This is a genomic window from Streptomyces plumbidurans (assembly GCF_019857225.1).
Classification (GTDB): Bacteria; Actinomycetota; Actinomycetes; order Streptomycetales; family Streptomycetaceae; genus Streptomyces; species Streptomyces plumbidurans.
Genome location: NZ_JAFJSY010000110.1, coordinates 1 through 12,436, shown reverse-complemented (window position 1 = coordinate 12,436; position 12,436 = coordinate 1). Strand labels below are relative to the sequence as shown.

General features: G+C 73.1%; 9 protein-coding genes. 4 read left to right on the top strand and 5 right to left on the bottom strand.

Going from position 1 to position 12,436, the window contains the following annotated elements; translation table 11 throughout:
* Window positions 1–17: 17 nt before the first annotated feature.
* The 3 genes from JYK17_RS37550 to JYK17_RS37540 form a co-directional block, all read right to left on the bottom strand.
* Window positions 18–1,583, bottom strand: a complete 1,566-nt coding sequence (locus JYK17_RS37550) for a DUF5719 family protein (protein ID WP_108008136.1) — start codon at window positions 1,581–1,583, stop codon at window positions 18–20.
* Window positions 1,580–5,227, bottom strand: coding sequence for a glycosyltransferase family 2 protein (locus JYK17_RS37545; protein WP_108008138.1), 3,648 nt, complete (start codon window positions 5,225–5,227; stop codon window positions 1,580–1,582). Before JYK17_RS37545 ends, JYK17_RS37550 begins: the two co-directional genes overlap by 4 nt.
* A gap of 170 nt (window positions 5,228–5,397) precedes the next feature.
* Window positions 5,398–5,661: a WhiB family transcriptional regulator gene (locus JYK17_RS37540; protein WP_003975777.1), complete on the bottom strand. Its 264-nt coding sequence runs from the start codon at window positions 5,659–5,661 to the stop codon at window positions 5,398–5,400.
* A 712-nt stretch (window positions 5,662–6,373) separates the two neighbouring features.
* On the opposite strand from JYK17_RS37540, the gene JYK17_RS37535 reads away from it, so the two are divergent.
* The 4 genes from JYK17_RS37535 to JYK17_RS37520 all read left to right on the top strand — a co-directional run bounded on the left by JYK17_RS37535 (window position 6,374) and on the right by JYK17_RS37520 (window position 10,303).
* Window positions 6,374–6,886 carry a cysteine dioxygenase gene (locus JYK17_RS37535; RefSeq protein WP_108008142.1) on the top strand — a complete coding sequence of 171 codons (513 nt, stop codon included), beginning with the start codon at window positions 6,374–6,376 and terminating at the stop codon, window positions 6,884–6,886.
* Window positions 6,887–6,919: 33 nt separating this feature from the next.
* Window positions 6,920–7,879, top strand: coding sequence for a 2-phospho-L-lactate transferase (gene cofD / locus JYK17_RS37530; RefSeq protein ID WP_222812150.1), 960 nt, complete (start codon window positions 6,920–6,922; stop codon window positions 7,877–7,879).
* Window positions 7,876–9,213 (top strand): coenzyme F420-0:L-glutamate ligase, encoded by a 1,338-nt coding sequence (locus tag JYK17_RS37525; protein ID WP_222812149.1) that lies wholly within the window; start codon window positions 7,876–7,878, stop codon window positions 9,211–9,213. Before cofD ends, JYK17_RS37525 begins: the two co-directional genes overlap by 4 nt.
* Window positions 9,214–9,292: 79 nt before the next feature.
* Entirely contained in the window at window positions 9,293–10,303 is a 1,011-nt protein-coding gene (locus tag JYK17_RS37520; protein ID WP_108008148.1) for a DNA-3-methyladenine glycosylase family protein, read from the top strand.
* Between the two features lie 83 nt (window positions 10,304–10,386).
* On the opposite strand, the gene manB is transcribed toward JYK17_RS37520, so the two are convergent.
* Together manB and JYK17_RS37510 are read right to left on the bottom strand one after the other, a co-directional pair.
* Complete coding sequence (gene manB / locus JYK17_RS37515) at window positions 10,387–11,469, bottom strand: mannose-1-phosphate guanylyltransferase (protein ID WP_222812148.1); 1,083 nt, start codon at window positions 11,467–11,469, stop codon at window positions 10,387–10,389.
* A gap of 174 nt (window positions 11,470–11,643) precedes the next feature.
* Window positions 11,644–12,436 (bottom strand): peptidoglycan recognition protein family protein (locus JYK17_RS37510; protein WP_222812147.1); only part of this gene is annotated, 793 nt, incomplete at its 5' end.

The following is a 12,436-nucleotide window of genomic DNA, read 5'->3' as shown; positions in this document are numbered from 1 at the left end:
GCCACCGGCGGATCCGGCTACTTCTGCAGCACCGACAGGTCCTGGTCCGCCTGCGGCACCGCCACCGTCCCGCGGTCGTCCGGCAGGGTCTGGACGGTGAAGCCCGGAACGCCCTCCTCCGTGGCCGCGAGGGTGCGCGCGGCGTAGACCGGGCCGCCGGAGAGTGTCTCGACCGTCAGGGCGTAGGTGCCCTTCAGACCGCTCGGGGCGGGGGCCTGGATGTCCTGGGTGGTGCCCGCCTTGATCGTGTACGTCTTGGACGCTACCGTGCCGCCCCCGCTGCCCGCGGAGGCGGTGACCTTGATGCGGGAGGTGCGGGTGGGCGCGGCCACGGACAGGGTCGAGCCCTTGCCGCTGTTGTCGGCGGCCGTGGCGCGCGTGCCGACCGGGCCGGTGGCCGGGATGAACGCCGTCTCCTGCTTGTCGCCCTTGCCCCGCACGACCCGCAGGGCCGCGACGACCGGCACGGAGTCGTCGGTGGGCGTCAGGACCAGGGAGCCCGCCTCGCCGCGCGTGACGGCACCGAGGTCGACGGCGCTGGTCATGCCCGCCTTCACATGCAGCGTCTCGTTCCCGGCGGGTGTGATCCGGCCGGACGGCGAGGCGAGCCGCACCTTCAGGTCGGCGTCCGCGTCACCGGGGGTGAAGGCGATCAGGCGCACGGACGTGGCGTCCTTGGGGATACCGGGCAGAACGAGGCTGCCCGCCGGGTCCGTGGACGCGGCCAGCCAGTCGCCGCCGAGCTTGTCGTCGAGGGCTTGCACGGCGGCGCCCACCCGTCCGCTGCGCACGTTCACGTGCACGGTGAGGTTGGTCTGCTTCTCGTCCGTGAGCGTCGACAGCAGGACCGGGTCGGTGGAGTGGGGCGCGACGGTGATGCCCTCCCCCACCGTCGACTCGATGGTGCCGTCCTTGCCATAGAGCTCGATGTCGACGACGGCGGCGGAGTCGTCCGGGTTGGTCAGATGGACGTAGTCGGTGCGGCCGGTGTCCGTGCTGGCGCCCGGGAACCAGAACTCCGTGTCCGGTGCGGTGCAGTTGACGCCCTGGAGGCCGCGCCCGGTGCCCGCGGCGACCTCGGTGGTCTCCTGCACCGTCCAGCCGGGCGCGAAGCCGCCCTCGGCCGTGCCGATGAACGCCGGCGTGTCCGAACCGGAGGAGTCGCCCGTGACGGGCTTGCCGGGCCCCTTCGGCGTCAGGACCGGCTTGACGACCTTGTCCTTGCTGCCGCTCTTGCCGCTCTTCTTGTCGCCGCCCTTGCCGTCCTTGTTCGCGTCCTTCTTGCCGCCCGACGTGCCGCTGTCGCCGGAACCGTCCGCCGACTCCTCGGCCGCGGACCGCAGTTCGCCCTTGCCCCCGCTCCCCGCACCCTTCGTGACAGGCGTGTACGAGGTGTACGACGTGTCGGCGAGGTCGGAGGTGCTGGGCACCGGGCAGAGCAGGCTGGTGCGCTCCACGGGCAGTTCGGCGGCCGCCTGGGCGGTGTGCGCGCCGGAGTCGCCGGGCGCGGTCAGCGCGGCGAGGCCCGTGACGGCGACGAGCGCGGTGGCGCCCGCGATCAGGGAGAGGGTGGTGCGGTTCACTGCTGACTCCCGTCGGGGCGCTCAGGGGTGTGCGGTTGCTGCTGCGCCGGGTCGTACGCCGGGTCGTAGCCCTGCTGCTGGTACGACGGGTCGTAGGCGCTCTGGTCGTACGTCCCCTGGGGAGCGTTGCCGTAGCCGTACGGGTCGTACTGGCCGCTCTGGTACGGGTCCGCCTGGTACGTCTGGTCGTACGCGCCCTGCTGGTACTGCTGCGCGTCCTGGTACTGCTCGTCGTAGCCGTTGTACTGGGCTCCCGCATAACTCGCCGGGTCCCACTCGTCGTACGCCGGCTGCTGCGGGACGGCTGCCGGTGGCTCCTCCTGCGGAGGGGGCGGGAAGTCCTCGCCGGGGACGGCCTCTTCGGCCTCGGCCTGGGCGCGCAGACGGCGGGCCCTGCGGCCCTCGCCGGCCACGGCCTGGGCGGGGACCGCAGGCTCCTCGGGGAGGTCGTCGTCGATGTCGCGGCGCCGGCCGGGAAGGGCCATGACGACCAGGACCACGGCGAGGAAGCCCTGCAGCCACAGCCATGCGGTGTGGGTGATCGGGTCGTCGTAGGTGACGTCCAGCGTGCCGCCGGAGGAGGGCAGTTCGAAGCCCTGCGCCCAGCCGTCGACCGTCGTACGGGTGAGGGCCCTGCCGTCGAGCGTGGCCGTCCAGCCGTCCGCGGCGGTGTCGGCCAGACGCAGGACGCGGCCGTCCGAACCGGCCGGGACCGTGGTGTGGATCTCGACGGGTCCGGCGGCGACCGGCACCGCCGCACCGGAGCCGTTGGCGGGCACGATGGTGGCGCGCGCGACCTCCTGGTCGACCCGCCACAGCGCGCTGCCGCCCTGCTGGCTCAGCCGGGTGAGGCCGGGGGTGGCGTCCAGCACGCGCGTGACCTCGCGGGGCGCGCCCTTGTGGACGAGGACGTACCGGACGGCGAACTTGCCCAGCTGGTCGGCCTGGTCGGCGCCGGAGCCCGCCACCAGGTTGGCGACGACCTTGTCGAGCTTGGCGTTCTCGCCCTCGGCCGCGGCGCTCTCGGCGTCGCCGAGACGGGCGCCGGAGCCGCGCACCAGTGAGTATCCGACGCGGGCCGTGGAGTCGCTGTCGAGCACGAGCGTGCGGGCCTGGTCGCGGGTGCCGCTCTCCTCGGCGACGAACGCGGGCACCTGCACCGGGTCCTGCCGCTCGACGGGCCCGTCGGCGCCGCGGATCATCCAGCCGACGGCGATGACCAGCGGGCCCGCGACCGCGGCGAAGGCGATCAGCGCGGCCACCGGCTGGCGCCAGCCGAAGCTCTGCTCGGCCACGCGCGTGCGTGCGCCGTCGGCGCCGAGGACGGCGGCGGCCAGCAGGGCGAGTCCGTAGACGAGGGTGGCCGGGCCCGCCCACGTCGACTGGTTGGACAGGACCGCGAAGACGAGGCCCACCAGGGCGACCGCCCAGGCGGCCCAGATGCCGAACTGGCGCTCCGAGCGCAGCAGTGCGGCCAGTGCGGCCAGGACGATGCCGATGAGCATCACTCCGCTGACCGTGCCCGGCCCGCCGGGGCTGACGCCGAGCAGGTCGAGGGCGGAGGCGGCCGACGAGCCGTACTCCAGCCCGGCCTCCTTGAAGAAGCCGAACGGGAGCAGCGACAGCGACCAGGGCGCCAGGACCAGCAGCGGGGTGCCGAACTGGGCCAGCAGCCGCAGGCCGTGGGCGGAGAGGTCGGTGCGGCGCAGCACCAGCAGCGCGACGCCGAGGACCAGCGCGATCGGCCAGACGATGGGCGTGAACGCCGTGGCGATCGTCAGCAGCAGTGCGTACGCCCAGGTGGCGCGCCAACTGCCGCGCGCGCCCTGGCCGTTCGTCAGCCCGGCGGCGGCGACGCCCGCGCGCGCCATGAGCGGCAGCAGGACGGCCAGGACCGCCGTGCCGATGCGGCCGCCCGCGAGGGCGCCCGTGGCGGCGGGCAGGAAGGCGTAGACGACGGCCGCCCACGCGCGCAGCAGGCGCGATTCGACGAGCGGGCGGGAGACGAAGTACGCGGCGACGCCCGCCAGCGGCACGGAGCCCACGAGCAGGACCGTGACCGCGAGCCCGGTCGAGCCGAACAGCACGGAGGACAGCAGCGCCACGATCGCCAGATACGGCGGCGCCGAGGGGGTGCCGCCCGCGCCGACGGCGTGCCAGGCGTCGCCGTAGCGCGACCACAGGTCGCCGGCGTCGGCCGGGGCGGGCAGCAGGGCGCCGCCCGCGAGCGCGCCGCCGCCGAGCAGTTGCCGGCAGGCGACCAGCGAGACGAACAGCAGCACCAGGAAGAGCATCGGGCCGGGCTTGCGGCCGATCCGCTTGAGGCGGGCGAACTGCTCGATCTCCAGGAAGTCGGCGTCGTCGCCGCCGGGCCCGGACTCGACCGCGCCGCCGTGCCGCCCGGCGCCGGTGGTCACCTCGGGGTCGGAGCGGCCGCCGAGATTGCCCGCGACCTGCTCGACGGTGGCCCGCACGGTCGCCCCCGGCGGCGGGAACAGGGCGCGCAGCTCGTCCTTGTCGATCTGGGGGCGGCCACGCATGCGCCGGCCTGCGATGATCCGCTCGGGCCGCAGCAGGGTGCCCAGCAGACCGCGGATCTCGTCGACGGCCTGCCCCGGGACCTTGCCGACGAGGTAGGCGAGGGTGCGCAGGAGCGTGCCGATCACCAGCCGCAGCAGCACCCAGGGCAGCACGGCCGTACGCGCGTTCACCAGAAGAGTGTGGACGGCGCCGGCCTTGTCGACCTTGTGCGGGGAGGCGGCGGTGCGGCCCACGCAGTCGACGGTGCGGCGCTCGCGGGAGGCGGCCTCCGCGTGCCGTACGACCGCGTCCGGGGCGATCAGGACGCGATGGCCCGCGGCGTGGGCGCGCCAGCACAGGTCGACGTCGTCGCGCATGAGAGGCAGCCGGCGGTCGAAGCCGCCCAGCTGTTCGAAGACGTCGCGGCGAATCAGCATGCCGGCGGTGGACACCGAGAGCACGGTCCGGACGTGGTCGTGCTGTCCCTGGTCCTGCTCCCGGCGGTCCAGCCCGGTCCAGCGGCGGCCGGAGTTGGCGATGCTGACGCCGACCTCCAGGAGCTGGCGGCGGTCGTACCAGCCGCGGAGCTTGGGGCCGACCACGGCCACGTCGTCGCGGCCGAGCTCCATCTCGTTGTCCACGACGCGCAGCAGCTGGGCCAGCGCGTCGGGTTCGGGGGCGCAGTCGTCGTGCAGCAGCCAGAGCCATTGGACCGGCTCGCCGTACGGCAGTTCCGGCAGGTCGTAGGCGTCGTCGCGCCAGCTGCGCGTCACCGGGTCCCAGCCGCTCGGCCGCTTGAGGTAGGGCAGCTCCTCGGGGGTGAGGACGGGGGCGGTGCGGGCGGCTTCCTCGACGGCCTGGCCGAAGCCGGTGCGCCGGGCGAGGTGCAGGACGCGGTCGGCACCGAGGGCGTCGGCGACCAGCTGGGCGGAGTCGTCCGCACTGCCGGTGTCGGCCGCCATGGCGGCCTGGACGGGACGCTCCTGGCCGAGCAGCCCGGCGAGCGCGTCGGGCAGCCAGCGGGCGCCGTCGTGGGAGACGACCACCGCCGTCACCACGTGACGCGGAAACTCTGGTGCGGCAGCGAGACCTTGCTGGGCTGCCGAGTGGCTGTGCACGGACATCGAGGTACGGGCCCCGGTTCGATGGACTGCGGTGGACGCCTGTGCCCCCTGGGGGCAGCGAGGCGTCTCGGACGAGCGACCACACTATCGGCTGGGCATGACGGCGGCCCGCCGCCTGTGGATAACCCACCTGCGACGGGCCGTTCGGATCGATCGGGACGATACGTGGTTCAGACGGCGGCCTTTTTCAGGCGCCGTCGCTCCCGCTCGGACAAACCGCCCCAGATGCCGAATCGCTCGTCGTTGGCGAGGGCGTACTCGAGGCACTCGGAGCGGACCTCACAGGCGAGGCAGACCTTCTTGGCCTCGCGGGTGGAGCCGCCCTTCTCGGGGAAAAAGGACTCGGGGTCGGTCTGGGCGCACAGCGCGCGCTCCTGCCAGCCGAGTTCCTCGTCCGCGTCGTCGACCAGCAGTTGCTGCACCAGCTCGGTCATGTGCGCCCCTCGTCTGTCTTTCGCGTCCCCGTGATGTGGCCGTTACCGATCCCGGCTGAACGACACGAGTGAAATTACAAGTGTGCTGCTCCGGGCGAGTCAAGCCGAGATCTGCTATTGGGCCCCTTATTCACTCTGCGGAACCAAGGCCATGCGGAAAGTGTTCAAATCGGCATAAACCTTGACACGCAGAAAGGGCCCGGAAGGGCCTCCGGCTCCGCGCAGAGCCTGTACGGGGAAGGACGCCCGTAGATCCGATCTCGTTCCACGCGCCCCTCGATGCAAACCGGATCACATTCGGATCACGGGATCGCAACGAGGTTTGTGCGCCCGGTTGTGCGCCATGTGTCCCGGGTGGCCCGTGCACAAACCTTTCGCCTCGCAGATGAACCGGATGGGGTGAACCGGGTCCCACATACCGGGCGCCGAGTTGACACTCGAGGTGTGACCCGGTGTTCTTGTGGGCATGCTCGCGAACTCGGCACTCACCTCGACCCGCACGACCGGGTCCCTCGGTGCTGCCCCCGCTCGCTGTAGCTGTTGTTGCTGTTCCAGCTGTTGAGCCGAACCCGCTCCGGCTGCCTCTGAGTCCGTCCCGACTCGGCTGCTGTTCCCTTTCCCGACGCCCGACCAGGGCATCTGCCGCCCGCCACGGGCGGACGAACCGCGACCCCAGCCAGCCCCACTCTTCGCCGAGGAACCACCGCACTTCATGAACAGCGACAACGACCTCCAGATCGCCGGCGACATCCTCGAAGTCCAGCATCTGCTGCAGCCCGCGCGCGAGCACCCGGCCACCGTCGCCGAGTTCGCGGGCCTCGCGCGCTCCATCGCCGCCGATCGCACGCAGTGGGAGCACCTCGTCGAGTACGACGCCACGACGCGCTGGTACCACCGGCTGCGCACCGGGCCCGGCTACGAGGTGTGGCTGCTGTCCTGGGTGCCGGGCCAGGGCAGCGGACGGCACGACCACGGGCGTTCCTCCGGTGTGCTGACCGTCCTGGAGGGCACGCTGACCGAGCGGACCGGACGCGGCACGCGCGCGCTGGGCGCGGGCGCGCAGCGGGTGTTCGCGCCGGGGTACGTGCACGAGGTGGTCAACGACGCGCTGGAGCCGGCGGTCAGTCTGCACGTCTACTACCCCGGGCTCACGGAGATGCCGATGCACTCCGCGTGCACGGCCGCGGCGGCGCCGCACGACGAGGTCGGCGCTGCAACCGGCTGACGCATTGTCGTACCCGCCTGCAAGACTTGCCCCATGCGCATCGTGGTTCTGGCAGGCGGCATCGGTGGTGCCCGGTTCCTGCGCGGTCTGAAGCAGGCCGCGCCGGACGCGGACATCACCGTCATCGGCAACACCGGGGACGACATCCACCTCTTCGGGCTGAAGATCTGCCCGGACCTCGACACGGTGATGTACACGCTCGGCGGCGGCATCAACGAAGAACAGGGCTGGGGGCGCGCCGAGGAGACCTTCCACCTCAAGGAGGAGCTCGCGGCCTACGGCGTGGGCCCGGAGTGGTTCGGCCTCGGCGACCGGGACTTCGCCACGCACATCGTGCGGACGCAGATGATCGGCGCCGGCTATCCGCTCAGCGCGGTGACCGAGGCGCTGTGCGACCGGTGGCAGCCGGGCGTGCGGCTGATCCCCATGACGGACGACCGGGTCGAGACGCATGTGGCCGTTCAGGTCGACGGCGAGCGCAAGGCGGTGCACTTCCAGGAGTACTGGGTGCGGCTGCGCGCCTCGGTGCCGGCCGAGGCGGTCCTGCCCGTCGGGGCCGACCAGGCGAAGCCGGCGCCGGGTGTGCTGGAGGCCATCGCCGAGGCGGACCTGGTGCTGTTCCCGCCGTCGAACCCGGTCGTGTCGATCGGCACGATCCTCGCCGTGCCCGGCATCCGCGAGGCGATCGCCGACGCCGGTGTGCCGGTCGTCGGCCTCTCCCCCATCGTCGGGGACGCGCCCGTGCGCGGGATGGCCGACAAGGTGCTCGCGGTGGTCGGCGTGGAGTCGACGGCCGCGGCGGTCGCCGAGCACTACGGCTCGGGGCTGCTCGACGGCTGGCTCGTCGACACCGTGGACGCATCCGTGGTGGAGCGGGTCGAGAGCGCCGGAATCCGCTGCCGTGCCGTACCCCTGATGATGACCGACCTCGACGCCACCACCCGCATGGCGCAGGAGGCGCTGACGCTGGCGCGGGAGGTGCGGACGTCTTGAGCAACAGCACTTCCGGGGGCGCCGGGGACGCCCGCGACACGTCCGGTTTCCGCGTCTGGGCCGTGCCCGGGCTGCCCGAGGTCGCCCCGGGCGACGACGTCGCCAAGCTGATCGCCGCCGCCGAGCCCGCTCTGGCCGACGGGGACGTCGTGCTCGTCACGTCGAAGATCGTGTCCAAGGCGGAGGGGCGGATCGTCGCGGCGGACGACCGGGAGGCCGCCATCGAGGCGGAGAGCGTGCGGGTCGTGGCCCGGCGCGGGACGCTGCGGATCGTCGAGAACCGTCAGGGGCTGGTGATGGCCGCGGCCGGTGTCGACGCCTCCAACACCCCTTCCGGCACGGTTCTGTTGCTGCCCGAGGACCCGGACGCCTCGGCCCGGGCGATCCGGGACGGACTGCGCGCCGCCCTCGGTGTCGAGGTCGGCGTCGTGGTCACCGACACCTTCGGGCGCCCCTGGCGCTCGGGACTCACGGACGTCGCGATCGGTGCCGCCGGTGTGCGGGTGCTCGACGATCTGCGCGGCGGCACGGACGCGTACGGCAATCCGCTCAGCGCGACGGTCGTGGCGACAGCGGACGAGCTGGCCGCCGCGGGCGACCTGGTCAAGGGCAAGGCCGCCGGCCTTCCGGTCGCCGTGGTGCGCGGGCTGACGCACGTGGTGGCCGAGGACGACGGGCAGGGGGCGCGGGCCATGGTGCGCGGCGGACGGGACGACATGTTCCGGCTCGGGACCTCCGAGGCCATCCGTACGGCGGTGACACAACGCCGCACCGTGCGGGCCTTCACCGGCGAACCGGTCGACCCCGGTGCCGTACGGCGGGCGGTCGCCGCGGCCGTGACGGCTCCGGCGCCGCACCACACCACGCCGTGGCGGTTCGTGCTGCTGGAGTCCGAGGAGGCGCGGACCCGGCTGCTCGACGCCATGCGTGACGCGTGGATCGCCGATCTGCGCCGGGACGGCAAGAGCGAGGAGTCCATCGCCAAGCGGGTGCGCCGCGGCGACGTCCTGCGCAACGCGCCGTATCTGGTGGTGCCGTGTCTCGTCATGGACGGCTCGCACACGTACGGAGACCCGCGGCGCGACGGCGCCGAGCGGGAGATGTTCGTGGTCGCCGCGGGCGCCGGCGTGCAGAACTTCCTGGTCGCGCTGGCCGGGGAGCGGCTGGGCTCCGCATGGGTGTCGTCCACGATGTTCTGCCGCGACGTCGTGCGCGAGGTGCTGGGGCTGCCGCAGAACTGGGATCCGATGGGCGCCGTGGCGGTCGGGCATCCGGCCGAGGAACCGCGGCCCAGGCCCGAGCGGGACGCGGGCAGCTTCATAGAGGTCCGGTGAGGCACGCACGCGTGCGCCTACTCTCGTAGGGCCCGCCCTGTGCCCCACAGGGTTCCTCTCGTCTCCCGGGACTTCATTCATGGCAGGACGGTTCGCTCCGCGGCCCACCCGTACGACCGTGCGCGGTGGGCAGGTCGCCGTGCCCGCGCGCGGTGCGGTGCCGCGGCAGAGCGCGGCGCCGGGGCGGGTGCGGACGGTGGTGCCCGAGGGGCCGCTCGACCTCGGACTCGTGCTCGGGCCGCTGCGGCGCGGGTCGGGCGATCCGACGTTCCGGGCGACGCCCGACGGTTCGGTGTGGCGGGCGAGCCTCACCCCGGCGGGGCCGGGGACGCTGCGGGTCTTCACGAAAGGCACCGTCGTACGCGGCGAGGCCTGGGGCCCGGGGGCCGAGTGGCTGCTGGAGCAGCTGCCCGACCTGCTCGGGGCCGCGGACGAACCGGACGCCTTCGCGCCCCGGCACCGGCTGCTGGCACTCACCCGCCACCGGCGGCCCGGACTGCGGCTGACGCGCACCGGGCTGGTGCTGGAGTCGCTGATCCCCTCGGTCCTGGAGCAGAAGGTCACGACCGTCGAGGCGTACCAGGCGTGGCGGCTGCTGGTGCGCAAGTACGGCGAGCCGGCGCCGGGGCCCGCGGCCGACGGCCGGCTGTGGGTGATGCCGGCCCCGCGGACCTGGGCGCTGATCCCCTCGTGGGAGTGGCACCGGGCCGGGGTCGACAACAAGCGGGCCTCGACCATCCTGCGGGCCGTGCGGGTCGCCGCGCGGCTGGAGGAGGCGGTCGGGATGGAACCGGCGGCCGCGCAGGCGCGGTTGGAACTCGTGCCGGGCATCGGCCCGTGGACGTCGGCGGAGACCGTGCAGCGCAGCCATGGCGCGCCGGACGCCGTGACCGTCGGGGACCTGCATCTGCCGGGCATCGTCGGGTGGGCGCTGGCCGGGGACCGGGACGCGGACGACGCCGCGATGCTGGAGCTGCTGGAGCCGTACGCCGGGCAGCGGCATCGCGCGGCCCGGCTGATCCTGCTCAGCGGCCGTACGCCGCCCCGGCGGGCACCGCGGATGCCGAAGGGCGACATCGGCCGCCTCTGACACCGCGAACGGGTCGGCCCGCGTCCCGTTCGGCGAACGGGGGCGCCGCGCGTGTGAGACCCGGGGCGCCCCCTGGAGCGTGGCTACTGGTCCGACGAGAAGCGCACCGAGCCCGCCGGGATCCGGGCGTCGCACCACACCCGTACGCCGTCGCGCAGTTCGTTGTCGGCGCCGACGACCGCGCCGTCGCCGATGACCGTTCCGGTCAGGACGGAGCGCTCGCCCACGCGGGCGCGGGTGCCGATCAGGGAGTCGGTGATGACGGCGCCCGGTTCGATGACGGCGCCGGGCAGGATCGTCGAGCCGAAGACCCGGGCGCCCTCCGCGACGAAGGCGCCCTCGCCCACCACCGTGCCGCCCGTGAGCTTGGCGTCGGGTGCGACCCGTGCCGTCGGCAGCACCAGCCGGTCGCCGCAGCGGCCGGGGACCGCCGGCGACGGGGCGCGGCCGAGCACGAGGTCGGCGGAGCCGCGGACGAAGGCCGCCGGGGTGCCGAGGTCCAGCCAGTACGTCGAGTCGACCATGCCCTGCAGATGGGCTCCGGCCGCGAGCAGGCCGGGGAAGGTCTCCCGCTCCACCGAGACCGGCCGGCCCACCGGGATCGCGTCGATGACCGAGCGGCGGAAGACGTAGGCGCCCGCGTTGATCTGGTCGGTGACGATCTCCTCGGGGGTCTGCGGCTTCTCCAGGAAGGCCAGGACGCGGCCCGTCTCGTCGGTGGGGACCAGGCCGTAGGCGCGCGGGTCGGTGACCTTGGTCAGGTGCAGGGAGACGTCGGCGCCGCTCTCGGCGTGGGTGTCGACCAGGGCGCGGATGTTCAGCCCGGTCAGGATGTCGCCGTTGAAGATCAGGACCGGTTCGTCGGGGCCCGAGTGCAGCCGGGAGGCGACATTGCGGATGGCGCCGCCCGTGCCGAGGGGCTCCTCCTCCGTGACGTACTCGAGGTGGAGGCCCAGGGCCGAACCGTCGCCGAAGTAGGGCTCGAAGACCTCGGCCAGATAGGACGTGGCCAGGACGATGTGCTCCACGCCCGCGGCTCTGGCTCTCGCCAGCTGGTGTGTGAGGAACGGGACGCCGGCCGCCCGGACCATCGGCTTCGGCGTGTGGACCGTGAGGGGCCGCAGCCGGGTGCCCTTGCCGCCGACCAGGAGGATCGCTTCTGTCACCTGTCGTCTCTGCTTCCTGCCGGGACCGGCCGAACTGTCTTTCGGCCGGCCAGTGTATGCAGATCGTTGTGCGGCGCCTTCGACGGCCGTGCGGTGTGGTGCGGTTCCACCCGGCGTCCCCCGATGGCATGAATGCGTCCTCCGTCCGGCCCCTCCCCGTCGCCCGGTGCGGCCCTAACGGCCCTGGTAGCGGGCCGCGGTGGAGCGAGCCGTGCCGAGTTTGCGGTAGAGCTGCGTGCCCGGGCAGGCCGTGGCGAAGCCGTCACGGTGGCCGGAGATCACATTCAGACGTACGTTCTTTCCCTTTCGGTAGAGATTGCCACCCCCCGACTTCAGATATGTCTTTCCACGCGGATTCGCACCGTAGAGGCCGAGTTTCCAGGCCGTGAGCCGCGAGATGGCCTTCAGCGCGGCCGCGGGCGGCTTGTGGGAGCCGAAGCTGCCGAGGACGGCGACTCCCATGCTGTTGGTGTTGAACCCGAGGGTGTGGGCGCCGAGGACCGCCTTCGCGACTCCCCCGGCGCGCCCCTCGTAGATGTTGCCGCACTTGTCGACGAGGAAGTTGTAGCCGATGTCGCGCCAGCCCATGCTCTTGACGTGGTAGCGGTAGATACCGCGGATGACGGAGGCGGCCTGCGAGCAGCGGTATCCGTTGCCGGTCGACGTGTGGTGGACGAACGCCACCTTGACCTTCTTCGTGTAGACGAAGCCCCTCTCGCGCAGCTTCTCGTTCGCGCCCCAGCCGCGGCGCGTGATGATGCGGGGCCTCGGCCCGATGTGCGGCTTGGCCCGCTGACTCGCCGTCAGGTCGGTACCGGGCAGGGTCTGTAGCTCCCGTTCGGTCGCACTCAGGCTCAGCTCGGGGATCGCGGTGGCGCCGAGCGGGGCGAGGCCCGCGTTGGCGGCGGTGGCGGCCAGCTCCTCGGCCGACTCGGTGCCGAGGGCGCCGGTGCGCGGGGCGCCGGCC

Excerpts from the sequence above, each read along its gene's own strand:
- JYK17_RS37545 (WP_108008138.1), bottom strand. The coding sequence starts at position 5,227 with ATGTCCGTGCACAGCCACTCGGCAGCCCAGCAAGGTCTCGCTGCCGCA.
- JYK17_RS37540 (WP_003975777.1), bottom strand. The coding sequence starts at position 5,661 with ATGACCGAGCTGGTGCAGCAACTGCTGGTCGACGACGCGGACGAGGAA.
- JYK17_RS37535 (WP_108008142.1), top strand. The coding sequence starts at position 6,374 with ATGAACAGCGACAACGACCTCCAGATCGCCGGCGACATCCTCGAAGTC.
- cofD (WP_222812150.1), top strand. The coding sequence starts at position 6,920 with ATGCGCATCGTGGTTCTGGCAGGCGGCATCGGTGGTGCCCGGTTCCTG.
- JYK17_RS37520 (WP_108008148.1), top strand. The coding sequence starts at position 9,293 with ATGGCAGGACGGTTCGCTCCGCGGCCCACCCGTACGACCGTGCGCGGT.